Source organism: Brachyspira sp., from assembly GCF_050873525.1.
Taxonomy (GTDB): domain Bacteria; phylum Spirochaetota; class Brachyspiria; order Brachyspirales; family Brachyspiraceae; genus Brachyspira.
In genome coordinates this window covers 1-24,780 of record NZ_JBNMIZ010000014.1, presented here as the reverse complement: position 1 = coordinate 24,780, position 24,780 = coordinate 1, and the positions used below count along the sequence as shown (strand labels likewise).

Genomic DNA, 24,780 nt, shown 5'->3' with positions numbered 1-24,780 from the left:
TCGCTATTCTGCAACGAGTTCGCCCAAAATTGATTTTTGTTTGTCGCTTCGCTATAGTCGTCTTCTTCGTTTCCGCCGAATAATGATAAAAAAATAGCGCTCTCGAATCCGCTTGTCATTTCGATAAAATTATTTTTTATATCTATATCGAAACCTTCTTCTGTCATAATAAGTTTTATATCGCCGTTTTGATAATCCATTTTTTCCTCTTTTAAAATTATGGAATTTTTATCGATTCCGATTTTGCTTCTTTAATATCTAAAGTTATTTGAGTCGATGACGGCGGTTTTGGCATTTCAGTCGGACCGCTCGGGCTTGCATGAACATGCGCGTTATATTCTTTTATAAAACCGTTCAGCTGTTCTTTTAGTTTTTTCATTTCTTTATCTAATTCGTTAAACTTTACAGCGTAATCTTTTCCGTCATTTAAAATAACTTCTTTATCGTATTTTATATTTATTTTATCTTTCGTTTCAATATATACTTCGCCGTTTTGTTTTAAATGAATTTTTGCAATCACTTCGGCGTTAGAGTCTCTGCTATAAATTATTTTCTCTCCTTCTTTTGCGTCTATATGCTGACTTATTACTCCGACTGCAACTAATTGATTTATTCCTTCTATTTTCGCTAAAAGAATTGTGTCGACTTGCGAAATCGGAACAGAGTCTTCGCCCGCGGGACAGACTAAATCAGCGTCTCGAGGCATTGTATTATCTGTAATAGTAGTTATTACAATATTCTTTGACGCTTCATCTACTTTAGTTTTTTCTACGCTTCCTAATAAGTTCATTTTTTTACCTCAACTTTGATTTACATCGTTTTGAAAAAAAGGCAAGTTATTAAACAGAACAGGAATATTTATATCGTCTAAATACGCGTCAGGCAAAGCTAAAGTAAGATTAGAAACATCGCCTCCCGCGACTGTTCTGCTTAATTCAAGTTCTTTCACTACAAAATTGCAAGCTTGCATGATAGCAGAATGCGGAGCATAAACGCTTATTATATCGCCTTTTCTAAATAATTTTTTCGTTTGCGGATTCTTATGTCCTTGCACTGTTATTTGATAGTTCACAGAATTTGCAAGCATCCTTCCATATTTTGCTTTTGCTTCTTTATATGCGTCAATCGTTTTATTTTTTTCAGCTTGCGCTTTAAATACATGCGTTCTATAAGTCATAAACGCGTCATTTCCTGTTATAATTTTTTTTAGCGACTTTGGAATCTCTACATCTTTGAGCGGATATTCTCCGCGTTTATTTTTTGTAGTTTCTTTTTTTTTCGATTTTCTTTTTGAGCTATCTTGTTTAACAGAGACGGGAGTTAAGCAAATAATTTTTGAAAAATACTGCTGTGGATTAAAAGACGGAGACGCGGAAATAAAAGGAGCTTCATCTTCTCTTAAACTGCAAACGGGAAGAGTATTTTGTATTTTATGCAATACTAATCCGCCGCTCGCTGTCGATTTTTCATTTAATTTTTCTTGCATTTCGTAAGTATTGTCTGTTATCAGTATTCCTTCACTCTGCACCAAATTAGTTAAAAAATCAAAAATATTTTGGTCGGGTTCGATTGCAACTTTATCAAACTTATATTTTGTTGCAAGCGACTGCGGATAAAAATCGCATGTTATAGCGTTTGCTACGCTATATACAATATCTTTTAAAGTAGCGTTTTTAAATTCCAATTTTGCAATCGGCGATGCGATATTTACATTGCAGTCGTTTAATATGCTTGCCGAACTAGCGATAGTTACATTCAATACATACCCGAATTCGCTCATGCTCGGAACGGAATTCAAAATTATTCCTCGCATCATCTCGAAAGAATAATTATCATAATAAATTGAGCATGCGCGAAAAGAAAACGGAGGAAATATTTCAAGAAAAGAATTGAAAGTTTTTTTATCCGATAAAGCATTTAAAATATTTTTCGGTTCGTTAAAAATATTTTTTACTTTTTTATTGTCAAGTTCGGACGCGCTTGTCGAATAAGGAATAGTTATCTCTATTAAAGTAAAAGAATCGACAGAAGATTTATATTTAAAATCTATTATCTCGTCTACTGCGATACGATTTATATTTCCAAAATCGCTTCCGACAACGACACTTATTTTTGAATCTTCGCTTATATTAGAAAAATCGGGCTTAAATGTATTCTTTAATAAACTGCCTAAACCTTGCGACATAAAAAATCCTCTTTAAAATATTTTAAAAAATTATGGAATAATTAGAACATCGCCCGCGAAAACTTGAGGCAGTCCGTTAACGACTTCTCGTTTAGATAAAAAATTATTCGCGTTGATTATCGAATAGACTTCTTGCGCTACTCCGTAATAACTTCTGCAAATAATATCTAAATCTTCGTTTGCTTTAACTATATGCTTTGTCATAATATAAAACCTCCTTTCCTCTTTTCATCATTTCAATATCATCGCAAGTTAGGTTATTTAACGCTATAAAATCGTCTATTTCGTCTAAATTACCGTATTTTTCTTGCAAAAATTCTAAAATATTTCTGTCTTCGTCTAAAATTTCTTTAGTTATAGAGCTTAAATTAAAAGCGTAAGTTATTAAATAATTTTTAGTTTGAGTAAAGAGTTCGTATATTTGATTATAGTCCGACTCTTCGTCAGAGTATTCGATAACTCTTCCGTTCTCGTCAATCCAATTTTGAATCGAATTAAACGACTCTTTTATTCTTTCGTTTATTTCTATCGCTTCTTCTCTGCTCGTCAAATCGTTATATGCAAGCGAATTGCACATAGCGACAGCGGACGCGTATAAATAATTTTTATCTAATAAGAAATTATTTTTATTTTCGCTTTTTTCTTGAGCGGAAACTTTTTGATAATATTTCGTTTTGAGTTTCGGATTAATAAGAGCTTCAAATATACTCATTTTATTTCTAACATCATAATTTGGAATCTGCGAAGGAATAAGTATGCAAGATAAAAGCAAGTTAATCGCGTTTGCGGGCTTATTGCCTAAATCGTTTACTGTGCTTACTATCGAATCGTCTAATAATTTAAGTAAACTATCGTAATCATCGTTTATACCGATTGTGTATGAAAGTTGATTCATAACATCGCTAAACATTTGAGTAGCAGAATCTCTAATTGCAGTTATCTCTCCAGCTCCGACTGTCGCGAAAGTTTTTACAAAATTGAAGCTCGCATATTGACAGTATCTGTCCGTATAGCTTTTTATTTTGTCGCTCATCTCTGCGATTTTTGTAAATATATTGTCGCTCGTTATTTCAATATTATTTTCGCTAAATGTAATATCGAAAGTCGCTTGATTAGCAGCGCTTACGAGTTCGTCTTTTCGTTTCACAGAAGAAGTGATAACGACTTTTTTAATTCCGTATTTTGGATGTATAAGTGTTCCCGTTCCAGCTTCTTTTGTCGCTTTCCAAAATCTGTCCGCTTCTAAATCGTAATTCTCGCCTGAAAAAATTACTGAAAAAGGATAGCGACTCTCTCCAGCTCCCATGTCTTGAATTAGAGCGCCGTCCACATTTGGAAAAATGAAAGTCGTAGTTTTTTTATCGAATTCCGCGCTTACATCTTCGTATTGAAAATTAAAAGTCATCCCGCTCGGACTAATATAAGAAGCGATTAATAATCTGTCTACCCATGACATTTTTTAAAAACCTCCGCTCGATTTAAAAGAGATTTGCGGATTGTCAGACTTTATAGGACGAGTCATTGTCGCTTTACCTGTCGTATCTCTTATCTCTACAACTCCTCGCGTTGTCGTTTCCGTTCTCTGCGTGACTGTCGCTCGTTCTTCTTTCGTGGTTGGAGTAAGTAAAGAAGAATGAAAATTATTCAAACCTGTAGACATTCCGCTCGTGAGTTTGCCTACGCCTGGAATTCTTGAAAGTAAATTTAAAGTATTTTTTAACGGCGTTATTAAAAAAGCTAAAATAGTTTTTCCGATTTGAATTATTCCCGCTTTTATTCCGTTTTGCGTAAACGCAGTTATTACAGCTCTCCAGCCTTGCAAAAATGTTTTTACTAAATCTATTGCAATTCTAAAAGGCAAAGTAAAATATTGAGCGAAGAGAGGAAGCCCGTCCATCCATTCAAAAATTTTCTCGAATAGATTCATTAAAAAATTATAAGCAGTCGTTACGAAACTAATAACCGCCGCTTTTACTTTATCCCAATTTTTCACTAATAAGACAATTAAAACTATCAATACTCCGATTGCAATTCCGATTAAGACGAAAGGATTAGCTGCCATGACAGCGTTTACAACTCCCATCACGCCGCCAAAAGCTTTTAAAACGATTATTAAATCTCTTATTAATTGTATTGTTTGCATGAGTTTCACGCTTCCGAAAATTATTAAAAAATAAGGCAAGAATGATTTTAAAGCTATTACTAAATTAAAAATAAACTTCGCCCAATCCGAAAATTGCAATCCCAATTCTTTTACATTTTGAATTAATTTCTCGAAGTCTATTTTATTTACAAAATCTTCTAATTTTGTTTTTATAGCTTCTACATCTATGCCTTGAATTATTTTTAAAAGTTCGTTCGAGAATTTAATCAAAGCAGGCATAAAGACAGTTCCCAGAGTCGCTAACATTTGCTCGATAGAAGTCTTTAATACTCTCTGCTGATTTGCAAGCGAGTCGTCCATCGTCCGAACGAAGTCGCCATGCGAATCTGTAGACGCCTGCATCAAGTATTTATATCTATACATTGTCTTTTCTGCAGCTGTCATGTATTTCCATTGTTTCGCGTCCAATCCGAATTTTGTCTGCAAGTTAGTCACGCTCATGTCGATACCTAGCATTTTGAGAGGTTCAGTCTCTCCGCTCAAACCCGCTCTTATTTTATTAAACGCTTCTTCTATATCTAAATTGTAAAACGATGCGACATCTCCCGCCAAGCCCGCGAGGTTCATACTCATTTTTGTAATTTGCTTTCCCGCAAGTCCGCTCGACTTCATCATAGCGCCGAGCGTTGAGCTAAATTGTTTCGCTTGAAGTTCCGAAAGCCCGAAACTTTGCAACGCTGTTTTACTCCACGCGTTTATGACTTCCGCGTCTTTTCCGAATGTGACATCAACGACATTTTGAACTTCGACTAAATCTGAAGCAAGTTGAATAGCGTCTTTCCCGACTTTTACTAAACCTACTGTGAGTAGTCCTCCGCCGATTCCCAGCGCTGCTCCCGCTTTGCTTAAAACCGACATAGTTTTACTTATAGTGTTGCGAACATTTTTTGCAAATCGTTGCAAGTTTTTTTCTGCGCTTTTAAAATCGCCTTTGAAATTTTTAAAAAATCTTTTACTTGAAGCAAGCATTTTTTTAATCGGAGCGGTGAATTGGTCGGTCGCTTTGAAAACCGCTTCTATACTGTATCTGCTTGCCATCTCTTTTTATTTTCCTTTTTTCAATTTTTTAATTTCAATTTGACTTTCAATCAAACTCGGCAAAAGAGGTTTATAAAAAAAATCTATTTCTTCAATCGTTATTTCGCGAATATCGGGCAAGCTGCTATAATCAGAACAGATTTGAAGAAGTTTAGAACATATTCCCGAAATTCCCAAAACTTTTTCTTCGCGTCCGTTTACCGCAAGTGTAGAGCTTACCCTTGCGAAAAAAGTATCATGCAAGCTTGCAGAACTTTTAAGTCGTTATTATCTAAAGACGAAATATAAGAAGTCGGTCGTGCAACCATAGACGCTATAACAGAATAAGTTTTATGAATTAAATCTTTTTCTTTGTAGTTATCCATTGCCATGAAGTCCGCTCCTTTTAGTCGTCTTATAACGAGCGTCTCGCCGCGCTTATCTTCCGAAAAGTCCGAAATCGTATAGACAAGAGTTTTCTTTTCTCTGTCTATAATTAAGCGTCCTTGTCTGAAAGCTTTAACTATCGCAGATTTATTTTTATTAAAACCGCTTTTATCTTCATCATTCATTACAGAAATGTCGTTGTCTATATCCCACATTTCGCAAAAATTGTCGAACTCCATTTCTGCAGTTTTTTCGTCAATTTTGTATTTATTTGACGAATTTTCCGCTTTTTCTTGCGTTTTTTCGTTATTTTCATTCTTTCCAAACATAAATACTCCAGAATTTTTTCAATTATTTTTTAAGAGATTTGCTGAACGCTTCCTTGCAAATCTATCTCTTTAATCATAGTTCTTTTATTCGTCATAGCATCGCCGACAAGTTGCATCTCGCCTGCATAGACATGCTCGTTTATATCTGTAAAAGAGATTTTTATAAATTCATGTCTATTCATAATTTCTTGAATAAAAGCCTCGTCTCCTCTGCTGTCATCAATGACGAGCGGAAGTTTATTCGCCTGTCCAGCTTTTGGACTTTTAATTAGACGAGCTGAACCGTCTCCGTTTGCGACTACTTCATTCGTCCAACCCCCTAAAAACATTTCGACTTCGTTTTCGCCGTCTACTTGAAATGTTCTTCCTTCTATTGTTACATCTCGAATCGGTCCGCCTACTGCTGCCATAGTTCACTCCTTAATTTTTATTTTAAATTTAATTTTCTAAATAAACGCCGACATAAATATCGCCGCTTATCACTTCAACATTTCCAGAAATCTTAACAGGGAATTTCCAATTAAGTCTTTTTGGATTTTGCGAGTCTATGCTTACAGTCATATTCTCTAAAGTAAAAGCGCTGTCGCTTATAATAGAATCCGCTTCCAAGTTTTGCGCTAAAATCGTTAAAGCGGTTTTAGCGTCTTTCGGTCTCTTCGTATTTGGATTGCGAGGCGTTGCCGAATCGGGCTGAAGCGGAACTCCCTTCCATTCGTCAGATGCAAAAATCAATTCGCAGTTATAAAGAACATTCATGATTTTTACTATATCGCAAACATATTTCCAAACTCCGATATTGTCCGAAGTCGGATGATAGAAAGTTACGGTATCGTTTAAAGCCGCGCTATCGCCGATTTTTATATTAGTAGAGCTTCCTAATTTTACCGCTTTATCTCTAATCGTCCAATCTTCTTGTTTTATATCGTCTCCCGCTTTTAATTGAGTCAATGTTGCTTTGTAGTTTGTTGCAGGATTGCTATTCGCAGTCGTTACGATGTCTTTCGCTAAACCGCGAGCGGCAACGCGAAAAGGCAACTCTTCGCTTCCTACCGAAACGATAAGAAAATTTATTTTATCGTTTATTTGAGCGGGCGCATCGGTTATCGCAGTTCTAGTTGTAAAATTGTCAGTGCAACCGTGAGCGACAAGACATGGTTTTTTGACAGTATTAACCCATCTTCCTTCGCCGAAAGTTCGATATTTTTCGAGAGTGTCAGCGTCATTGTAATTTAAGCAATTCAAAATAAATGTTTCCCAGATGTCGTTTATTTGAGCGAGCGCGTCATTGACATCAGGATTCACAGCTCCATTTTGAAAATTTGTTTTGCTTATAGTAAGTCCGCTTACGATAGCGTCTTCTATGTTTATACTTATTTGATTTCCGCTCTCGCCTTTCCATTTCGCCGTGAGCGTGAGTTTGCCGTCTGCGACTTCGGAAGTCTTGCAAGGCATTTTCAATATTCCGTCAATCGCGTTTTTTATTTTTGTTAAAGCAGCTTCAGCGTTATCGTTTTTAGAGATAACTACTTGAGCGCTTATTCCTCCGACATAAATTTTAAAAGATTTTGTTTCCGTTGCCGTTCCCGTTATCGCTATCTCGCCTGACGCGGCTATAGCGTTATCTTTATCTTTTAAAGCATAAATCGAAACAGGAATAGCGCCGACACCGTCATTGTTCGCGGGCAATAACATATCTACTGCAAGATGAAGAGGAGAACCGTAGCCGAATTTTTCAGCAACTTCTTCGCTTGTAAGAACAGTATATTTTTTAGTATCGTATTGAGTATCGCTATTGCCTTGTCCGATTATCGCGATTCGCTGCGGTAAATACGCAGTATTTCCGACATTGAAATTACGCGCTTCTACATCTATTCCTAAAATTCTACTCATTGCTTGAACATCTACACTCATAATAAAAACTCCTTTTTATTTTTATTTATTACTATATTCAAAAAGCACTTCGCCCGATTCGGCTAAAATGCATTCTCCAAAAATTTCTTCTAATGTATATGAAGTCTCTTCTAAATCTTCTTCTAAATATTCGACTTCAAAAATCAATCGCATTGCCGAAACATTTTCTGCAGATTGATTTTGAGAGTTCATTTTTTCTCTTTTCGTTACATAGCGTCTAACGACTGTTTTTGACATATCTAAAACTCTATAGCCGTCAAACATTAAAATATTTCTCGCTATCGTTCCGATTCTGTCCGCTTCTCTGCTTGCTTCTTCGTCTCCCTCTTTGTTTACTTCTTTATTTTTAAAAGCATAGCAGTCGATATAATAAGTTCCTCTTACTTTTTGCCTTCCGACATTTCCGCTTCCTTCCAAAGTCAAGTCATCGCCGTCAAAAATTATGTTAATAATCGGGAGTTGTCCTTTTTCATTTTGAGTTTGAGATTCTGAATAAATCGAAAGCGGATTTATTTTGTCTACAAAAACTTTAATATCATAGTCTTTTGATTTTTCTTCCGATATTTCTTTTGCAAGTTTTTTTTGATTTTCGAGTTCGCTTTTAAGAATACTTGCGATTTTATATTTGATTAATTCAAAATTATCTTTTTTATCAATCAATACATTAATCATTAATAGCCTCTTCCTCTTTCGTTTCAGCTTCTTTTTCTTCTTCTTTCTCTTTATGTAGCAGCTCTAAAACAAAATTGTAAACTCCGAGCGTGCGGTCGGGTCTTATCTCTTTAATAGCAAAATAAAACTCTTCGTTGTTTACATTGCTATATTTCACTTGCCAAGAATTAGTCGGATAACCAAAACCTAATTCTTTTAAAGTTTTTATTCTCGCAGTTATTTCAACTTGTCGAGATGAAACTGTAGCGCCTGAAGTTATATCTAAAAGAAGTCCGATGTCGCTACAATTACAATTTATATTTTCTTTTAATTCGTTCGCTTCGTCTATAAACTCGAACTCTACGCCGAAACCGTTTTCTTTATCCTCAAGCGTAAATTTTAAATCTTCTTCGGCTTGCTTTAAGAGATTCATTATTTTTTACTTGCTCCCGCTTTTTTATCCGCGTCTTTTTTTTTCGTCTTTCTTGTCGCTATCGTTCGATTTATCTTTATCGTCTTCGTTCGCTTTATCGTCTTCTTTATTCTTGTCTTCGTCTTTATCTTTTTTTTCTTTGCTTTCCGCTTTTTTATCAGCGTCAATTTCTCTTATAATTCCCGCTTTCAATAGCGCTTCAGCGTTTCCGTTCAAGAGTTCTTCTTTAACTTCTTGATTTTCGTTTATAACGCCTTCTTTCGTAGAGATTGCCTTTCCTTTTTCTACAATGTATTTTTTTGACATGTTTCGCTCCTTTTTTTAATTAGCTCTTCGCTCTTTCGAGCGAAGAGTGAGAAGTATATATCGTGTTAATAAACAACTTGCTATTTTACACTTTCGTTTTTATACATCCGAACGAGTCTTTCGAGATTGGAATCAAAATCGGACGCGTTACGAGTTCAGCTTCGATTGAGTTCGCTTTATCGTTAATCCACATTCTGAATGTATAAGCTCTATCGCCTAAATTCATGAAATCAGGGAGCGCTTGCAAAATACTTGCGAGACGCGAGTCTACGCCTGTCAAGTTTGGAACAAGCGCGTAAACTTTTCTGAAGTCATAATTTTCTTTAAAAGAATCAGGAAGTAAGATAACATTATCAGCGTCAAGATACGCAGTCGGCGTGCCGTCCGCTTTTTCGTAATAAGATTTATAAGTATAGCATCTTAATTCTTCGCTTCCTAATCTGATTATACCTTGCAATGTCGCGTCATCTCGAAAATATTTTGGGTCTACGATTATAGTGTCCGCTCTTCTAAAATTGAGTCTCTTTTCAATTTTAGTATTTTCAAGAAGATTGTTCCATGCATTTTGTCCGAAAATCGCATTATTGACTTTTACTTTTCCGTCTTTCAAAATAACATCTGCAAGATTTTCGATATCTTGAATCGGGTCCGCGTTAGCGCGGTCGCTCCAAGCTGTCGTTACAGTCGGAAGGTGAGACGCTTTAATATCGAAGTCGATTTTATAAGCGCTATTTCCAGCCATATCTTGCAAATCAAGTTTTCCTGTCTGCAATATTTGTGCTGCTTGATTTTCGATATGATTGTTAATCGCTCCTTCCACTACTCGCATTTTTTCAGCGTTATATAGTAAAAGATTTTTTGTGTAGTCGTAATTTGCAGAATCGAAAGGGTCTAAACCGAAAATTTTTCCGCCCAAATCTTGAGCCGTTATGTCGTATCCGAGTCCCGCTATCGGAGGCGTTATCTCGCGTTCTTCGTAGTTCGAGCGCTCGATTTTTGGAACTCGCTCGTCTTGAGCAGTGATGACGGGAGCTATTATATTTTTGCTTCGCATAACATCTACGCGAACTTTTTCAGCTCTCACAATGTCGCGCGGTCCCGTTTTAAACCATGATGTTAAAAATGACGGTTTAAATTCTTTTTCTATATACGATTCGATAAATTTCTGTCTTATATTTACATTCATAGTTGGCATTAGTAAAACTCCTTTTTTATTATTTTTATTATTCTTATTATTTTTATTTTTTATTGAGCGATGTCTGTATAATCTTTTAAGAAAATACTATACATTCTCAAGTTATCTACAATCGCAGAAGTTATACCAACTCCCGCTTCGCTTCCTTGAACTATCGCTCCTCTTTTGTTCACTACGCCTTTTACCATAATCGCAATGTTATAGTCTCCAGCTGTAGTGCTGTCTATATCCTCAAGCGCTATCGCAGACGCTACATTACTATCGCCTGTCGCAAAAGGTTTAAATTTATCGCCGTCTCGCATTAGGATAGTTCCACGAGCGAGAGGTTTGTTTGCTTCTATAGTTACGCTTGCTCTAATCGATTCTTCGACTTCTCTAATGATGTCATCGACAAGTATTTTTTCGCTTGAATATTTTGCCATAGTCGTCTCCTTAAAATTTTAAATCTTCTTTCAATTTTGCTTCAAACTCTTGTGTCGCTTTCGCTTGCATCTCTTCGTCATTCGATACATTTTGATTGTCAGCGTTATCATTGATTCGATTTTGCAAGTTCATGTTGCCTAATATTTTCGCTTGATATTCAGCTAAAATATTATCGTTTGTTATACTTTCGCCGCTTTCGATATACTTTAAAGATATATCTATAGCGTTCGCTTGTTTTCCGAGCGTTACATGAGCCATAACTCTTTTTCTTTCGAGTTCGATTCCCTCTTTTCTGCCTTCCTCTTTTCCTTGTGCGATGCCAAGATTTAAAATTTCAGCGTAAAGTTCGGGATATTTTTCTTTTAATTCGTTGATATTCATAATATTGCCGTCCTTTTTATTATTTTTATTATCTTTATTATCTTCGTTGATGTCTCCGTTATTTTTATTAGTAGAATTATCTTGCATGTTAATTTGCATTAGAGCGACAGCTTTATTCAAATCATCTTTATATTTTTCGCTTTCATGCATTTTATTAAAGCAAGCGTTGATTCTGTTTTTAGCTACTAAATATGCTTCGTCTTTATTTGAAGTCTCGCCGTTTTCAGCTTTTACAATCTCGTCCGCATAGCCGTTATTCAAAATCTCTTCGCCGTAATAAAAACTTTCTTCGTCCATCAACTTTCGTATTTCTTTTATATCTAAATTAGTTTTATTCGCGTAAATTTTTGCAAGTAAGTTTGTAATTGCTTCTAACTCTTTCGCTTGTTTATTTAATTCCCTATAATCGCCTACTGTAGTGCAGTAAACATTATGAATCATATAAACAGCGTTGTCGTAAGCTATTAGTTTATTTCCTGCAAGCGCTATATACGAAGATATAGACGCGCATAAACCGTTTATGATTATTTCGACTTGTCCTTTTTTATTAGAGTAATCTCTAATTAAATTAAAAATCTCTATACCGTCATAAACAAAACCGCCTGGACTTGCAATTTCAATTTTTAAATCGCCTTGCATGTTTTCAGTTTTTTTTCTAAAATCATGCGGCGTGAAATCCCATCCGATTATTCCTTCTATGACTATTCTGTTCTCGTTCATACGAAAAAAATACAATATGCGAAAAAATATGCAATATAGGTATCGTTTTTTAGAATAGAAAATATGAATAAAAATAGCGCTATAGCGACAACATTAAAAAACTATAGCGCTCAATTAATTTTATTTATGAGTTAATCTTATTTTAACTTACTTAATTATGTTTGTCAAATAGTCGTTAGTTATTATCGTATCTAAATCTATATTTAATTCGTTGATATTAGTTATATCGTTATAATTGTAATAATTAGTTCGAGCGTTTAAGTTATACCATAACTGCCATTCTTTTATCGTCATGAGCGCATGTTGATATTCAAAATATAATTCTTTTTTAGTCTTATAATCAGAAATATAATATTTCTGAGGCGGAGTCGTGAGAGGAACGGTTCTATATTTAATTTGAGTTTGACAACTAATTAAAAATATAGCAAACAAAAATAATAATTTAGTTTTTATAGAAATCATATTTATAATTCTCTCTTAAAATAATATCTTCTTCGATTAAATAAAAATCGTTAGTAATCATAATAATTTTTGTAGTAGTATTCGTGAAACTATTTCTTACAAAAGCCTTATTGCTAAAATTAAGAATTTCAAAAGATAAATGTTCGTTTGTAGTTTCTAACTGCTCGACTTTAAACTCTAAATTATCAATACTATCTTCTAATTTTGAAACTTGATTTTTTCTATAGAGTAATCGAAGCGACATAAAAGATATAACTAAAAAACATACGAATACGACAAGAAAAAGCATAAATTCTTTTTTATTATTTTTAATATAATCTTTAACTTTGCTTAATGCAAATTTAGATAATAAACTAAAAATTATACTCATTTATTCCTCGTTCGCTTTTTTAATCATTTCCCATCTGCTCGTTATTGTAGTTATTTCTTTTGTAAGCTCGACAGATTTATTTAAAATATCTTTATAATCGCATAAATGATGATACGCAGATTTTAATAATTCTCTATCTTCTTCGCTATCTACTAAAATAGATTTTTCAAAAATTTTATCAATACAATCGTCAAGTGTTTTCATCGTCCTTCTCCTCGTTTTCTTCTTCGTTATTTTCTTTATCTTTAATATTAATAGATTTTAGATTTTTAATAAATATCGAAGAGTCGATTGGCAACAAAATCATGAAGCCCGCGATTGCAATAAATAGAAGTCCTTTGCATTCGTCTGCCGAGAGCGGATGCCCTGCAATTTTTGACTGAAACATATAATTATAAAAAATAAAAAAAACTATAATTATTTTAATTAAATTGCTTATTCCTTTTGCATTATGCTTTAACATTTTGCTCGCCTCTTTTTCTTTATTTTATAACTTCTATATTTTGAGCTATTTTGTAAACGCATACCAAAAGCCCTACTATCTTGTTTTGCAATAGCTTTTATATACTGCTTATTAAAAATATGTCCGTCTTGCATTCTAGTTAAGCTGTTATATTTTTGACTCATAAATCTTTTTCAACTCCTTCATTTTCTTTATAAACTCTTCTGTCTCTTTTATTATTTGAGTTATTTGTATTATTTGCATTGTTAGTCTCCTCTATCGCATACATTAAAGCTAAAAAACACACTGCCATGAGTGTCATACCTATAACGAATAAAATAAGAGTTTGCTCAATCATTCATGTTCCTCAATGCTTCAAAAAATATTTTTAAAATATAAATCATTAACGCTATAAAATAAATAGTTCCCAATATTTTTGTTATCATTTTTTATTTAACCTCTTTTAAAAAATCAATCAATTTATCATGAAATGTTCCGAGCAAAACATTATTAAAATTTTCTAAACAGTCTTTTAATAATTTGCTGTCGTTATACATCATCTCGTTATAATAATTATTTACGCTTTCAGTTAGCATATTTAATTTTAATTCTACATCGTTGTTTGCTTGTTCTTTTATCTGCTTTATTTTTTTTGCTTTTTCTTCTATAAAATCTTTATGACTATCGTAAATGTTATTATAGAATAGTTTAATATCGTTAGTAAGAATAACTGCATACATACCTAATATGTTTTTTAATTTTAGTTTTTTTAAAAAATCATTTTCGGAAGATTCAAAACCTGTATTGTATGTTTGACGAAAATATTTTATTTTTTCTTTGACATACTCGTTATAATCGTTATCGTTCATAGATGTGATGCCGTTTTTAAATATCCAAGAAATTATATCTGAATAAATTATTAAAGTGCAGTCGGAAATTATTTTTGAAAAGTCTTTATATATTTCTAATTTTTTTACGCACTCATTCGGCTTAAAGTTTTTATATTTTTCAATCATTTCGCTATTTGCGTTTATATTAGCAGTCTCTACATTTTGAGAAAGTTTTTGCATTAACAGTTTGCCCGTTTTTGTATCGTATTCTATTTTACCTCTCGCGTTCTTATCTTTAAATAATAGATATACAAAGAAAGTGATTATTATAGTAGTCACGCATATAACGATTATTGAAGTTTCCAATTTTACCTCGCTTTTTTAATATTAGCCTGCATAGTAAAAATTCTAAAACCTACGCAGGCATCTAAACAACTCAACAGGAGAAATAAATAAATGATACATCATATTGCATTAGCTCTTCTTAACCAGCCATTTAAAAATTTTGATTGAGTAGCGTCTTTTTTAACTAGCGATTTATAATATTCTATTTCTATTTCAGTATATCGCTTCGCTTCTTTCAAGCCTGCATTTTTCCATGCGCTCAAAGTATTTTTGCCGATTATTCCGTCAACCGCTATTTTGCATGCTTCCTGCCCTGTTTTTACTCCGCGCTTTACTCCCGCATTCACGCTCAAAAGAAAAACATTGCATGCAAACGCTTGATTTTCAATAACATTGCATTTTGATTTTAGCCAATAATTTTTATAAAAAAATTCGTAAACCGTTTCTGTTATATTTTTATTTTCAAGTATTTTATTCGATAGAGTTATTAAATCTTTAGTTCCAAATTTTCTCGTAAGTTTATCTACTTCATCCCAAATTGACAAGTTCGGATGTATTTTTCTTGCAACGCCTAAAACTGTCTCGCCGCCTTTATCTTCTTTGATATTAGAATAAACTATTAATCCTTTTTTAGTTTTTCTATTTTCAAATTCTTCTAAAAGTTCGTATGCTTCTTTATAGTCGCTCATTTTATACCGCCGCTTTTGGATTGCTTAATTTTATTTTAAATACTTCAGTATTGATAGAGTTTAATAATTCTTTTTGTTCGTTACTTAAAGTAGAATAATCTAAATCGTTAATAAAAAGACGCATAAACTCTATTACTTTCGAGTCTACGCTTTCTTTATATTCAGTTTCTCTATTGCTATTTATTATCTCTTCGTATTGTTCTTTATTTATCTGTCCTTCTTCGTATTGTTCTAATAAAGTTTTTATTCTTATTTCGCCGTTTTCGTATTTTTGATTTTGCTCGAGCGGAACTATAATATAATCGTCTTTATAATCTTCATGACTTCTTACTTCGTCTATATTCTGCGCTTCGACAGTATTAACGAGTTTGTCTTTATTGATAATCAAAAACTGCATCGTAATTCTCCTTTTTCTTTACAAAATACTATATTATAAAAACTTGTCAATATAAGCGTTCAGTTCAAATAGTTTAATATAATAGATTAACATATTATTTTTGACTTTATAAGAATTTGACGCTTTCAAATGTCCTTTCCAAGATTCGTATGTATTTCTCACATCATGATAATTTATCTTTCCTTCGTCAAGAAATTTTTTAAACTTTTTTAATTTTCGTTTTAATCGTAAAATATTTTTCTTGCAAGATTTGACGATTATTTTTCCAGATTCGCTTATTCTAAAATTGCATTTCAAAAATATAAATCCGATTTCGGTTTTGTGAAATTGAGTTTTATTTTCGTTGATTGTTATTTTTAATTTTTCGCATATTCTTTTTATTTCTTTTAAGCAATAATTCAAATATTCTTTATCGTTATGAATTAAATATAAATCGTCCATATATCTTCCATAAAACTTTATCTTGAGAACTTCTTTGATAAAGTGGTCTAACTCGCTCGGAAACCATGTCGCTATGAGCTGCGATAATTCAGAACCTAAACAAACTCCGACATCGCCCGAAGAATCTATAATTTGCTTTGCAAGATTAAATAATTTTTCGTTAGTCAATACTTTTCTTAATTTATTAAAAACTATTTCATGATTTATATTTGCGAAGAACTTTGAAAAATCGACTGTTAGAACATGCCCCTTATTTCCGTTTTTAAAATAATATTTTCTTAAATGTTTCTTTAATTCTTCTTTTGCAAATAAAGTTCCTTTTCTTTTTACGCATGCAGAATTGTGAAAAATGAGAGACGGCAAAATAAGAGGCGAGATAACATTATTACAAAAGTTTTTAACTACAATTCTTTCTTGAATCGGTATCGAGCGTATCTTTCGCTCTTTACCTCTTTCGTTAATCAAAAATTCAATCGGCTTCATAGTTATCTTTTTATTGTATTTTACTTTTTCGATTATGCTTAATATTTCTTGCGATAGATTTAATTGAAACTTTTGAATAGATTTCTTCCAGCTCGTCCTTTTTCTGCATTGAAAAAATGTTAAAACATAATTTTCAAAATCAAGCATACAGTCAAAATTATTAAAGCGCTTTATTTTTTGATTTTTAATTTCTAACTGCTTTTTAATTCGTTTTTCTTTTCGAGTAATAATAACCTCTTTTAAAAACGCTAAACGATAGAGAGATTAGACTTGAACTATTAAAAACAATTTTAAATAATTTTAATAGCAAGATTTTCGTTATAAACGAATTGATTACAACCTAATCTCTCGTTTTAGCGAAGTTTTTATATGCGTTTATATTTTTTATAAAGCATATACGGATAAATTCTCCTTACAAATTTGCATTGACTATTCTCAAACGAAAAGTTTGCAAATTATAATCGCAACACCCCACGACTGCGAAGCGTTAGAGTTGAATGCATTCCAATCGTTATTCGCATTCGCTTGCACTCCGTCCACGCCGACAACAGAAAAGTTGTTAGTGTTGTCATAGCACGGCGTATCGTATAGAACTACCCGCTCGCTTTTATTATAAACTATAAAAATATTTTTAGAATACTAATTAAAATTATTTACTATTTTGTCGTTAGCCGTTCTCCATCCTTTTAGCAATTTGATTTCTTCGTTTATTTTTTTAATTAACTGCTCGAATAGTTTAATTGCTTTTTTAAATATTTCAAATAAGAACTCTATCTCTTCGAGTAGTAAATGACTTATAGCTATAGCTTTATTTTGAAAGCCTCTTCGCATTTCGTAATCAGTTTTTGTTTTAACATAAATATTATGAGCTATTCTAATGTTATAAATTAATTTTCTTGAATATTCAAAAAATACTTCTTTATATTTTTCTACAATAAAATCATCGCTCTTGTCTATTTTCTTAATGATTTTTAATATATCAATTCTTATCTCTCGAGCGAGGCTATAATATTTTAAATTATGTTCTTTTCTGCGATGCACAGGGACGCTCATGTTCGATTCTTCTTTTAACATTTTCTTTCGCTATATTTTTTAATATTCTAATTTTTCGTATTAGCTTATTTTCCAATTTTTCTTGAGCGAGCTTTCGCTCGCTCTGTTTATAGGTTAAAGGCAAGCGCAACACCCCACGACTGCGAAGCGTAAGAGGCGAATGCAAGCCAATCGTTAATCGCAACCGCCTGCACTCCGTCCACGCCGACAACAGAAAAGCTGCCAGTGCCGTCATAGCACGGCGTAGATGTCCAATACGGCTTTGTTTCGTCTGCGCTATTTTTTTTGCGAATTTTTTCAGGAAATAAAGCGAATAATCTAAACTGCGAAGAGTGAGTAGGTCTTGCCCAATCTCCGCCCGTAGAACCCATCGAACCATATGTAAAATTTCCCCAGCCGCTTCCTGTTCCAAGAACTTCTTCGACTTGCGGAATAAACACTGACATAGCAGTGCAGGTTAGAGTTCGACAATCCCACTGCAACGGGATAGCGAGAGGCTCTTGTCCTATTGCGCTAATTAAAGCTGTTCTCACAGTATTATTTAAGTAAGTCGCTAAATCTCTATTTATATAATATCTATTTTCATTACTTGAATGCATTCGCTTTGTTTCCAAAACTTTTTCGCTCATAAAAGTAATATGCCAAGTCGCGTTAATCGGATTTCCGCGATTTAGATAATGATTGAACGCAGCTATTTCAAATCGTTGTTTACCGTATGTATGCAATTCAAACTCTAAATAGTCGCCGATTCTCAAGCCTCCAAAATTTCTATCTTTCTTTGAAGTTATTTCTTTTATTTTAGCGCAAGCCTCTTTAACATCGCTAACATTTAGAACTTTTAATATATCTCTTCCTGTTTCGTTTTCTGTAGTGTCGATAATCGTTTGAGTAGATTTATCTGACACAATAATATATTTAACATAAACGCTTTTATTAGTTATAGCGTCATATTCAGCTTGAGTGCATATATGTTCTAAAGTCGACTTTTTCCAAATATTCGTATATTCCAAAGTGTTAGAGTTTCTTTCAATAGTGATTAATACGCTACCTTCCACATGTCCGTTATCTACTCCGAGATTTTCAAAACTTCCGCTTATGTTTAGTTTTACTTGCTGTTTAGTATTGCTTTCGTAAGTAGAATATGCAGAGACAATACATTTCTCATTATCTAACTTTAAAATCATTTTAGAATTATTTTTGCAGACTTCAAACAGTTCAGTAAACTTTTCTTTTAATAATACTTCTTCAAAATTGCTAACATCTTTATTTAAAATATCGTTCATATCATCAATTTTAAAAGGCAAGATGTATTCGTTCGATTTGATTATCGTATCAATCGCTTCTAATTTTTGAGATTTATCGACAGTGTCGTCAATCCCGTTCGGTTCTAATCCCGCTTTTTTTAATAGTCCTTGCGTCCAAATCCACAAGTCATTTAAAACCCATTTTCTCAATGCAGTCCCGTTTGTGTCGCCAGGTCCCGTTGAGTCTACCGCTTCCGTGTTAGGAAATTTTCTATTGTTTGTGTATTGATTTTCTTCAGTGTAATCTTTCATGCATTACTCCTTGATTTTTTTTGATTATCTAAATTATTATTTTTATTATCGTTCGTATTATTTTCTTCGTCCGTTTCGTCATCTTCTAAATCTAAAGTCGTAACAGGTTCGCCTGTATAAGTTTCCAAATCTTTTGAATGAATACCTAATTTTTCCATTAACTCTTTTTCTTTTTTCAAAGTTCGAGCGACATCGTTAAAGCTTTTTCCTAAAATTCTTTTGCATGCCGCGTCTCTCGTTATTATGCAATATTCAATACCTGTTGACATAGCGCTAACATCTTTTTGAATGTCAACGCTTGGACGAGAGATACCGCTCCATGTCGCGTTAGTCCATGCTTTTATTATATGCATTTCGTTATTAATAATAGCTTGATGTAAACTCTTCGCTTCTATATTTCCGCTCAAGACTGAAGTTATAATTTTTTCTTCGTATATTTTTTGTAAGAATTCGTCTGCAAATTGACGATTTCTTTTTTGTAAATAAACCATGAACTCGTTGTTAGCTTGACGAGATGCCGAAAAATTATTTTGAAATTTTAAACGCAAAATTTCGGGGGGCAGTCCGACACTGCTTGCGATAGTGTCTATAATAGCGTCCTGAAAATTTTGAAAGTTAACATTCGGTCTTTGAGTATTAAACGAAACAGGTTCTTCGCCGACTTGCAGCTCGTCAAAAACCGTGCCAGGTAAGTTGCTCGTTATTTTTAGTTGCCTTTCTTTTTCGTCCGAGTTCGGAAGAGCGGGAATATTAAGAGTTTTTGAATGAACCGCTCCAGCTGAAAAAGGAGTGCTACCCAATCCCGCTTCGGTTTTTTTAATGAATAACGGCAACATACCGTTTATGACTGCAGCTCGCATTTCCGCGTCTTTATATCTGTCTAAATCTTTTAGCATATATAAAACATGCGACAAAATCGGTTCGCCTCTATCGTTGTTTAATAATCTTGTTTGATTGCCATATACAAGCCATGCAATTCTCCGTCCGCTTTTTTCTCCTACCGCAGGCACTCTTTTATAATCTAAAATATTATCTCCGATTTCATTAAAGCAAGTTTGCTTAACATAGTAAGCGACTTGTCTTCCTAAATTGTCGTATTCGATTCCGTTTCTGATATAATTTCCTTTTCTGCATTCAAGCCCGAACGGGGTTTGAATATTGCTTCCGTCTACGAGCTGAACTTGAGGCATTTTCGATTGAGGATTTATTCTTAATATTACTAAACAATCGCCGCTCACAAGCGCGGTAAATCTTAAAGCATTTTGTAATTGAGCAAAATTTTTTTGTTTGTAGTAGTCGCAGAGTTCAGGCGTTTCTGCCCAAATTTTAAAATCCGTTTCTACTTTTTGAATCCAGCTCATTGTTTCTTCTTCGTCTAAATTAGTATAAAGCGAAAGAGGATTAGCTTCTAAAGTCAAACCTGAATTGATTTCATTCTCAAGAAGTCGCTCAAATATTCCGCGAGCGTAAGGATTTTCTTTGAATAACTGCACGCTTCTAACTCTTAAAGTATAATAATCAACGAAGACATAATTTTTAGTAAGTCCAAAACTTCCAGGGTAAGGGTCGCCCGTGAAGATTGTTTGCAGTATGTCAGTTATATAATAATTGATTTTATCGTTAGAAGCAGTATTAGATATATCATTAAAATTATGATTAGATTTTTTTTTACCAATATTTACATTTAAACCGAAAAAATTAAAATTCATTTTTACCTACCAACTCGGCTCTACTTTTACTACTCCCTTTTTGCCGATTCCTAAAAATAATTCAAGTTCTCGCATTTGATTTAATATTGAATTTCTTGCATTAATTAAAGAACTTAAATCATGACGCGTTACTGTCTGCGTTGACTGTCCTGTATTGAGCGTATAACTTTTATGATTCGATACAGAAAATATAGCTTTATTATATTCAAATAATATTATTTTTAAGTTTTCGTATTCGTTTAAATAATATTCTCTATTTGAAAGAGAAGAAATATTATTGTCGTCAGCAAGTTTATTTCCTTGAGCGACTTCTTCGTTATTATCTAATTCGTTATTTTCTTCGTTATTCATAAATGATATATTAAGAAAATAAATAAAAAATACAATATAAGCGATACTTTTTTATTCGACTTTATTGTAGAATATTCCCGTTTTTGCATAGTTCCAAAACTCTTCCCAATCGAGCGCTGAAAGTCCGAGTGTGCTTAAACATATATTAGTTGCGAAGAATTCTAAATTTGCAAGATTGTAGCAATGAGTATCGAACAAGTGATTTGCTCTACCTTGCGTGAGTTTCCATCTCGTTCTTAAATATCGATTCGTTATTTTATCGTATTCGTCTATTCTATTTTCTGCAGTGTAATGTTCAAAATAGTCATCTCCAAAATCGTTCGGAAAATTGCAAAACCAATCAGGCAATAGCTTATTAGTTTCAATCTGCAGATTAAAACATCTTGCGATAAAATCTTTTAATTTAGTAGTATTGATATGTAGCGCAGTAGGTAAACCGATTTTTAATATAGTTTCTTTTTTAAAATTCTTATAAGTAAGTCCGCCCGCGATATAGTCGTCTCCTTTTATCGCATATACTCCGCCGCTATACATTTTGCAGAATTCATAAACATAGTTAGTATATTTTCCGCTATCGACAAAAGTGCAGACTATTTTATAAGCTCGTCCTTCATCGTCAGTCCAGATTTTATTCATTACTAAATCGTCAAGTTTTTTCCAAACGACAGAGTTATAATTTTCCGTTTCGCCTTCCTCAAAAAACGCGTCTATCAAATAAGATATTCCGCGCTCACACCAGCCGCGTATATCTATCCACAGTCCGTTTTTTTGAACATCGACTGAACATGTTAAAAATAATAATTCGCTTCCGCTTTCTTCTTTAAATCGTTTATTGTTTATTTGATTCTTTAAATAATAATAACTTCGATTTTGTTTTACTTTTTCCGAGCGTATCGCTTCTCCGCGCTCCTCGAACGGTAAACCTTGCATTAAGTTTCTAAACTCTCTATATTTTTCTTTATCTTTTAATCTATCGTTTTTAATATCCCATGCTTCATTCCACTTCTGAACCATATTCTCCCATGAGAACATTCCAACTGCAGAATATAATGCTGAAATATGATAAGAGACGAGAGACGGGTCTGTAGCTTTTGCAGTCGCTCTCCATTCGCCACGATTTAGAAAAACCGACTTCTCATAATTTTTCATGATGTAGTCGCAGAACTTACATTTATAGCCGATTGAATCATAATCAATATTTCCGTCTTCATGATTAAAAACTATTCCATAAATTTTTCCGCTTTCATCTACTCCATGCCAAACCAATTCTTGAAAATTATTGCAGCTCGGACATGGTATATAATATTTTCTTCTATCGCCTTGCATATATAGTTTGTAAATCTTGCTCGTCTGTTCGACAAGAGGCGTAGAGATATATAATATTTTTCTTTTAGAAGCGTAAGCGTTAGTTCGATTGTCCGCGAGAGAAACGGGGTCTCCTTCTTTCCCGATTTTGTCAGGCATTCCGTCAAGCTCGTCAAAAAGCACGAATGGGAAGCTCATACTTCGCAACTTGCCTGGATTGAGCGCTCCGATAGCTACTAGAAAACCGCCGACATAATCTTTTTGAAAAGTCGTGTCTCCGCTTTTTCGCGTCTTTACATTAGTTTGAGAGAATATGCGATTTCTTAATTTACAAGAGTCAATCATTCTTTCAATCTTTACTTCCATCGCTAACTTTACTAATTCTTTATCAGCTGAAATATACAACTGCGGTTGAGGGTTGCTTCCGATATTGTATGCAATAATATTTTCTAAAACTCCCGTTGTCGCTCCGATTTGCACTCCTTTCATGATTACGATTTTTTGATAACTCGACTTCGGCGACATTTGATTTAAAATTTCTTTCCAATATGGAGTTCGAGAAAATTTATAAAATCCTGGAATGGGTGATATTTCTTTATCTAAACTTCGCACTCTTTCTATATAATCGCTCGGCACTTCGTATTTTTTTTCGATAGTGAGAGAATCTAATAAATCAGACATAAAAATTAATTCATGTAATTTACTCATAATTATTCCTCGTCTTCTTTATTAGTAGTTTCAGTTTCGTATTTATAAATCAAGTCTTTAAGTTCTCGTTTCATTAATTCTTTTGTTTCTGCAAGCATGCGCGATAAATCTTTAGTCATATCTTCGATTAGAGTAACGCGAATATTTTTATTTCCCGTTCGAGCAAGCGCAATTAAATTGTCGACTGCCGACTCGGGATAATCTAATAAAGTTAAATGCAATAATTCTAAATGTTTAAATAATCTACTCATGACAAAATCTTTTTCGATAAGCTCTAAATCTCGTTCTTTTATTTTCTGCGCTCGTTCTTGCGATTGAAGTATTTTATAATAAATATCAGTCCATAATTTTAAATTTGCAGGTTCGTCATACTCAAAAACTAATTCTTCTATAGTTTTATGCATAAGCTCTGCAGGTAAGCCTGTTATGTCTTTAAATCTTTTTTCGTCTATTAATTCTTCTTCCGTTTCCGACTTTGACGATTGTTTTTTGTTTTTAGAGTTAGATTTTTCGCTTTTATTGAGACTATGTTTATAATTTTTAGTATTTTCTTCTAAACTTTCAAGACTATAACCAGACAAGCCTTTTACGAATTCGTTAATTTTTTTTGGGGTAATGCCTTTCGAGATTAGATAAGCAATATTGACTTTATTGTTTAAATCGTATCTAAATTGATTATCGCGTTTTAATTTATTATTTTTCACTGCTTGACGAAGCGCTTCTTGAGATATATTTGCGAGTCTTGAGAACTCTTTAGTAGAAAGTTTTATATTGATTGTTTTTTTAGTCATACTTGAATATAAATGTAATTTAAAAATATAGTTTTGACAATATAACTTGAAAAGTTTTCAAGCAAAAAAAATCGTGTTAGATTCTTGATTTTCTGCGCTGGGCGGAGCATAATTGCGGGCGCAGGCTATCGGCACAGAACCTATTGCGCTATAAAAAAGAACACCTATATTGCAATTTATATTAACATAATTAAACTTTGCTTATGAATATATGTAATATGCTATCTAATATAGAAGCTAATAACAGTTATGCACGACCTCTCGAGATTATATTTAGTGAATATCAATTAAACAATAAAATAAATCAAATAGCTTTTATTATTCAATTCGCTATAAAGAGTGATAATTTCTATTTCACTGAAGAACGCTTTAATAGATTAGATAAGATACAACATACATTCAAAAGCATATATACGCATAAAGCAATGCAGTTAGCGAGAAAAGATAATAAATCAATTAAATTATTTCTAAAGAAATATGGAACGGCAGAAGAAAAAGAACGCTTTTTTTATAGAGAACGAGGAATTAATCGCTTGTTAGGTAAAGAAAATTATAAGAAATATTCAAACTTATTAGGAATAGATTTAATAACATGCCCGAGCAACGCTAAACGAGATATTATAAGCTCACGAATAGCGATGGAGTTTTGGAATATAAATAAATGCGACAATAAAATAAACAATATAGAAGAGCTAACACAAACAGTGCAGGGCAATTTGAATAATATAGATAAAGTAAAAGAATAT

32 protein-coding genes and 1 pseudogene are annotated in these 24,780 nt (G+C 33.1%); 1 reads left to right on the top strand and 32 read right to left on the bottom strand.

The features are described 5' to 3' along the window. The 32 genes from ACR0QS_RS02165 to ACR0QS_RS02010 all read right to left on the bottom strand — a co-directional run. The coding region (locus ACR0QS_RS02165) for a hypothetical protein (protein ID WP_432631806.1) at positions 1–200 on the bottom strand (200 nt) is incomplete at its 3' end. Between the two features lie 17 nt (positions 201–217). Continuing rightward, positions 218–790, bottom strand: a complete 573-nt coding sequence (locus ACR0QS_RS02160) for a hypothetical protein (protein ID WP_432631805.1) — start codon at positions 788–790, stop codon at positions 218–220. A gap of 9 nt (positions 791–799) precedes the next feature. Continuing rightward, positions 800–2,185, bottom strand: coding sequence for a hypothetical protein (locus ACR0QS_RS02155; RefSeq protein ID WP_432631804.1), 1,386 nt, complete (start codon positions 2,183–2,185; stop codon positions 800–802). 30 nt (positions 2,186–2,215) lie between these two features. After that, the gene (locus ACR0QS_RS02150; protein ID WP_432631803.1) at positions 2,216–2,389 is read right to left on the bottom strand and encodes a hypothetical protein; all 174 of its coding nucleotides are present in this window, start codon (positions 2,387–2,389) and stop codon (positions 2,216–2,218) included. After that, positions 2,370–3,641: a DNA circularization N-terminal domain-containing protein gene (locus ACR0QS_RS02145; protein ID WP_432631802.1), complete on the bottom strand. Its 1,272-nt coding sequence runs from the start codon at positions 3,639–3,641 to the stop codon at positions 2,370–2,372. Before ACR0QS_RS02145 ends, ACR0QS_RS02150 begins: the two co-directional genes overlap by 20 nt. A gap of 3 nt (positions 3,642–3,644) precedes the next feature. Beyond that, positions 3,645–5,387, bottom strand: a complete 1,743-nt coding sequence (locus tag ACR0QS_RS02140) for a hypothetical protein (RefSeq protein ID WP_432631801.1) — start codon at positions 5,385–5,387, stop codon at positions 3,645–3,647. Positions 5,388–5,393: 6 nt separating this feature from the next. Then, positions 5,394–5,630: a hypothetical protein gene (locus tag ACR0QS_RS02135; RefSeq protein WP_432631800.1), complete on the bottom strand. Its 237-nt coding sequence runs from the start codon at positions 5,628–5,630 to the stop codon at positions 5,394–5,396. Continuing rightward, positions 5,603–6,082, bottom strand: coding sequence for a hypothetical protein (locus tag ACR0QS_RS02130; RefSeq protein WP_432631799.1), 480 nt, complete (start codon positions 6,080–6,082; stop codon positions 5,603–5,605). Before ACR0QS_RS02130 ends, ACR0QS_RS02135 begins: the two co-directional genes overlap by 28 nt. Before the next feature lie 29 nt (positions 6,083–6,111). Then, positions 6,112–6,492: a hypothetical protein gene (locus ACR0QS_RS02125; RefSeq protein WP_432631798.1), complete on the bottom strand. Its 381-nt coding sequence runs from the start codon at positions 6,490–6,492 to the stop codon at positions 6,112–6,114. Between the two features lie 28 nt (positions 6,493–6,520). Beyond that, a complete protein-coding gene (locus ACR0QS_RS02120) occupies positions 6,521–7,993 on the bottom strand; it encodes a phage tail protein (protein WP_432631797.1) in 1,473 nt (490 codons plus the stop codon). Positions 7,994–8,014: 21 nt separating this feature from the next. Then, the gene (locus tag ACR0QS_RS02115) at positions 8,015–8,665 is read right to left on the bottom strand and encodes a hypothetical protein (RefSeq protein ID WP_432631796.1); all 651 of its coding nucleotides are present in this window, start codon (positions 8,663–8,665) and stop codon (positions 8,015–8,017) included. Then, complete coding sequence (locus ACR0QS_RS02110) at positions 8,658–9,077, bottom strand: hypothetical protein (protein ID WP_432631795.1); 420 nt, start codon at positions 9,075–9,077, stop codon at positions 8,658–8,660. Before ACR0QS_RS02110 ends, ACR0QS_RS02115 begins: the two co-directional genes overlap by 8 nt. A gap of 24 nt (positions 9,078–9,101) precedes the next feature. Continuing rightward, positions 9,102–9,383, bottom strand: coding sequence for a hypothetical protein (locus tag ACR0QS_RS02105; protein ID WP_432631794.1), 282 nt, complete (start codon positions 9,381–9,383; stop codon positions 9,102–9,104). A gap of 85 nt (positions 9,384–9,468) precedes the next feature. Beyond that, positions 9,469–10,578: a major capsid protein gene (locus ACR0QS_RS02100; RefSeq protein WP_432631793.1), complete on the bottom strand. Its 1,110-nt coding sequence runs from the start codon at positions 10,576–10,578 to the stop codon at positions 9,469–9,471. Between the two features lie 50 nt (positions 10,579–10,628). After that, complete coding sequence (locus ACR0QS_RS02095) at positions 10,629–11,000, bottom strand: hypothetical protein (RefSeq protein WP_432631792.1); 372 nt, start codon at positions 10,998–11,000, stop codon at positions 10,629–10,631. Between the two features lie 10 nt (positions 11,001–11,010). Next, the gene (locus tag ACR0QS_RS02090; protein WP_432631791.1) at positions 11,011–12,102 is read right to left on the bottom strand and encodes a head maturation protease, ClpP-related; all 1,092 of its coding nucleotides are present in this window, start codon (positions 12,100–12,102) and stop codon (positions 11,011–11,013) included. 147 nt (positions 12,103–12,249) lie between these two features. After that, entirely contained in the window at positions 12,250–12,564 is a 315-nt protein-coding gene (locus ACR0QS_RS02085) for a hypothetical protein (protein ID WP_432631789.1), read from the bottom strand. Continuing rightward, a complete protein-coding gene (locus ACR0QS_RS02080; protein ID WP_432631788.1) occupies positions 12,545–12,934 on the bottom strand; it encodes a hypothetical protein in 390 nt (129 codons plus the stop codon). Before ACR0QS_RS02080 ends, ACR0QS_RS02085 begins: the two co-directional genes overlap by 20 nt. Further along, complete coding sequence (locus ACR0QS_RS02075) at positions 12,935–13,138, bottom strand: hypothetical protein (protein ID WP_432631787.1); 204 nt, start codon at positions 13,136–13,138, stop codon at positions 12,935–12,937. After that, positions 13,125–13,397: a hypothetical protein gene (locus tag ACR0QS_RS02070; protein WP_432631786.1), complete on the bottom strand. Its 273-nt coding sequence runs from the start codon at positions 13,395–13,397 to the stop codon at positions 13,125–13,127. The genes ACR0QS_RS02075 and ACR0QS_RS02070 overlap by 14 nt, the downstream gene beginning before the upstream one ends. Beyond that, positions 13,391–13,561 carry a hypothetical protein gene (locus tag ACR0QS_RS02065; RefSeq protein WP_432631785.1) on the bottom strand — a complete coding sequence of 57 codons (171 nt, stop codon included), beginning with the start codon at positions 13,559–13,561 and terminating at the stop codon, positions 13,391–13,393. Before ACR0QS_RS02065 ends, ACR0QS_RS02070 begins: the two co-directional genes overlap by 7 nt. Next, the gene (locus tag ACR0QS_RS02060) at positions 13,558–13,689 is read right to left on the bottom strand and encodes a hypothetical protein (protein ID WP_432631784.1); all 132 of its coding nucleotides are present in this window, start codon (positions 13,687–13,689) and stop codon (positions 13,558–13,560) included. Before ACR0QS_RS02060 ends, ACR0QS_RS02065 begins: the two co-directional genes overlap by 4 nt. 136 nt (positions 13,690–13,825) lie before the next feature. Continuing rightward, positions 13,826–14,572, bottom strand: a complete 747-nt coding sequence (locus tag ACR0QS_RS02055; RefSeq protein ID WP_432631783.1) for a hypothetical protein — start codon at positions 14,570–14,572, stop codon at positions 13,826–13,828. A 98-nt stretch (positions 14,573–14,670) separates the two neighbouring features. Then, positions 14,671–15,240: a glycosyl hydrolase 108 family protein gene (locus ACR0QS_RS02050; protein WP_432631782.1), complete on the bottom strand. Its 570-nt coding sequence runs from the start codon at positions 15,238–15,240 to the stop codon at positions 14,671–14,673. A 1-nt stretch (position 15,241) separates the two neighbouring features. Beyond that, entirely contained in the window at positions 15,242–15,637 is a 396-nt protein-coding gene (locus ACR0QS_RS02045) for a hypothetical protein (RefSeq protein WP_432631781.1), read from the bottom strand. Positions 15,638–15,670: 33 nt separating this feature from the next. Continuing rightward, positions 15,671–16,708 (bottom strand): RNA-directed DNA polymerase, encoded by a 1,038-nt coding sequence (locus ACR0QS_RS02040; RefSeq protein WP_432631780.1) that lies wholly within the window; start codon positions 16,706–16,708, stop codon positions 15,671–15,673. Positions 16,709–17,200: 492 nt separating this feature from the next. Next, complete coding sequence (locus ACR0QS_RS02035) at positions 17,201–17,635, bottom strand: hypothetical protein (protein WP_432631779.1); 435 nt, start codon at positions 17,633–17,635, stop codon at positions 17,201–17,203. Positions 17,636–17,721: 86 nt separating this feature from the next. Next, positions 17,722–19,170 (bottom strand): hypothetical protein, encoded by a 1,449-nt coding sequence (locus ACR0QS_RS02030; protein ID WP_432631778.1) that lies wholly within the window; start codon positions 19,168–19,170, stop codon positions 17,722–17,724. After that, on the bottom strand, positions 19,167–20,879 hold the full coding sequence (locus ACR0QS_RS02025; protein ID WP_432631777.1) for a phage portal protein: 1,713 nt from the start codon (positions 20,877–20,879) through the stop codon (positions 19,167–19,169). Before ACR0QS_RS02025 ends, ACR0QS_RS02030 begins: the two co-directional genes overlap by 4 nt. A gap of 6 nt (positions 20,880–20,885) precedes the next feature. Continuing rightward, positions 20,886–21,230, bottom strand: coding sequence for a hypothetical protein (locus tag ACR0QS_RS02020; protein WP_432631776.1), 345 nt, complete (start codon positions 21,228–21,230; stop codon positions 20,886–20,888). 51 nt (positions 21,231–21,281) lie between these two features. Continuing rightward, positions 21,282–23,243 (bottom strand): terminase gpA endonuclease subunit, encoded by a 1,962-nt coding sequence (locus ACR0QS_RS02015; protein WP_432631775.1) that lies wholly within the window; start codon positions 23,241–23,243, stop codon positions 21,282–21,284. Positions 23,244–23,245: 2 nt separating this feature from the next. Further along, complete coding sequence (locus ACR0QS_RS02010; protein WP_432631774.1) at positions 23,246–24,034, bottom strand: hypothetical protein; 789 nt, start codon at positions 24,032–24,034, stop codon at positions 23,246–23,248. 425 nt (positions 24,035–24,459) lie between these two features. Between ACR0QS_RS02010 and ACR0QS_RS02005 the strand changes: the two are divergent. After that, positions 24,460–24,780, top strand: a pseudogene (locus ACR0QS_RS02005) (glycoside hydrolase family 19 protein); the annotation flags it as partial.

Excerpts from the sequence above, each read along its gene's own strand:
- ACR0QS_RS02160 (WP_432631805.1), bottom strand. The coding sequence starts at position 790 with ATGAACTTATTAGGAAGCGTAGAAAAAACTAAAGTAGATGAAGCGTCA.
- ACR0QS_RS02155 (WP_432631804.1), bottom strand. The coding sequence starts at position 2,185 with ATGTCGCAAGGTTTAGGCAGTTTATTAAAGAATACATTTAAGCCCGAT.
- ACR0QS_RS02150 (WP_432631803.1), bottom strand. The coding sequence starts at position 2,389 with ATGACAAAGCATATAGTTAAAGCAAACGAAGATTTAGATATTATTTGC.
- ACR0QS_RS02145 (WP_432631802.1), bottom strand. The coding sequence starts at position 3,641 with ATGTCATGGGTAGACAGATTATTAATCGCTTCTTATATTAGTCCGAGC.
- ACR0QS_RS02140 (WP_432631801.1), bottom strand. The coding sequence starts at position 5,387 with ATGGCAAGCAGATACAGTATAGAAGCGGTTTTCAAAGCGACCGACCAA.
- ACR0QS_RS02130 (WP_432631799.1), bottom strand. The coding sequence starts at position 6,082 with ATGTTTGGAAAGAATGAAAATAACGAAAAAACGCAAGAAAAAGCGGAA.
- ACR0QS_RS02125 (WP_432631798.1), bottom strand. The coding sequence starts at position 6,492 with ATGGCAGCAGTAGGCGGACCGATTCGAGATGTAACAATAGAAGGAAGA.
- ACR0QS_RS02120 (WP_432631797.1), bottom strand. The coding sequence starts at position 7,993 with ATGAGTGTAGATGTTCAAGCAATGAGTAGAATTTTAGGAATAGATGTA.
- ACR0QS_RS02115 (WP_432631796.1), bottom strand. The coding sequence starts at position 8,665 with ATGATTAATGTATTGATTGATAAAAAAGATAATTTTGAATTAATCAAA.
- ACR0QS_RS02110 (WP_432631795.1), bottom strand. The coding sequence starts at position 9,077 with ATGAATCTCTTAAAGCAAGCCGAAGAAGATTTAAAATTTACGCTTGAG.
- ACR0QS_RS02105 (WP_432631794.1), bottom strand. The coding sequence starts at position 9,383 with ATGTCAAAAAAATACATTGTAGAAAAAGGAAAGGCAATCTCTACGAAA.
- ACR0QS_RS02100 (WP_432631793.1), bottom strand. The coding sequence starts at position 10,578 with ATGCCAACTATGAATGTAAATATAAGACAGAAATTTATCGAATCGTAT.
- ACR0QS_RS02095 (WP_432631792.1), bottom strand. The coding sequence starts at position 11,000 with ATGGCAAAATATTCAAGCGAAAAAATACTTGTCGATGACATCATTAGA.
- ACR0QS_RS02090 (WP_432631791.1), bottom strand. The coding sequence starts at position 12,102 with ATGAACGAGAACAGAATAGTCATAGAAGGAATAATCGGATGGGATTTC.
- ACR0QS_RS02085 (WP_432631789.1), bottom strand. The coding sequence starts at position 12,564 with ATGATTTCTATAAAAACTAAATTATTATTTTTGTTTGCTATATTTTTA.
- ACR0QS_RS02080 (WP_432631788.1), bottom strand. The coding sequence starts at position 12,934 with ATGAGTATAATTTTTAGTTTATTATCTAAATTTGCATTAAGCAAAGTT.
- ACR0QS_RS02075 (WP_432631787.1), bottom strand. The coding sequence starts at position 13,138 with ATGAAAACACTTGACGATTGTATTGATAAAATTTTTGAAAAATCTATT.
- ACR0QS_RS02070 (WP_432631786.1), bottom strand. The coding sequence starts at position 13,397 with ATGTTAAAGCATAATGCAAAAGGAATAAGCAATTTAATTAAAATAATT.
- ACR0QS_RS02065 (WP_432631785.1), bottom strand. The coding sequence starts at position 13,561 with ATGAGTCAAAAATATAACAGCTTAACTAGAATGCAAGACGGACATATT.
- ACR0QS_RS02060 (WP_432631784.1), bottom strand. The coding sequence starts at position 13,689 with ATGGCAGTGTGTTTTTTAGCTTTAATGTATGCGATAGAGGAGACTAAC.
- ACR0QS_RS02050 (WP_432631782.1), bottom strand. The coding sequence starts at position 15,240 with ATGAGCGACTATAAAGAAGCATACGAACTTTTAGAAGAATTTGAAAAT.
- ACR0QS_RS02045 (WP_432631781.1), bottom strand. The coding sequence starts at position 15,637 with ATGCAGTTTTTGATTATCAATAAAGACAAACTCGTTAATACTGTCGAA.
- ACR0QS_RS02040 (WP_432631780.1), bottom strand. The coding sequence starts at position 16,708 with ATGCTTGATTTTGAAAATTATGTTTTAACATTTTTTCAATGCAGAAAA.
- ACR0QS_RS02035 (WP_432631779.1), bottom strand. The coding sequence starts at position 17,635 with ATGTTAAAAGAAGAATCGAACATGAGCGTCCCTGTGCATCGCAGAAAA.
- ACR0QS_RS02030 (WP_432631778.1), bottom strand. The coding sequence starts at position 19,170 with ATGAAAGATTACACTGAAGAAAATCAATACACAAACAATAGAAAATTT.
- ACR0QS_RS02025 (WP_432631777.1), bottom strand. The coding sequence starts at position 20,879 with ATGAATTTTAATTTTTTCGGTTTAAATGTAAATATTGGTAAAAAAAAA.
- ACR0QS_RS02020 (WP_432631776.1), bottom strand. The coding sequence starts at position 21,230 with ATGAATAACGAAGAAAATAACGAATTAGATAATAACGAAGAAGTCGCT.
- ACR0QS_RS02015 (WP_432631775.1), bottom strand. The coding sequence starts at position 23,243 with ATGAGTAAATTACATGAATTAATTTTTATGTCTGATTTATTAGATTCT.
- ACR0QS_RS02010 (WP_432631774.1), bottom strand. The coding sequence starts at position 24,034 with ATGACTAAAAAAACAATCAATATAAAACTTTCTACTAAAGAGTTCTCA.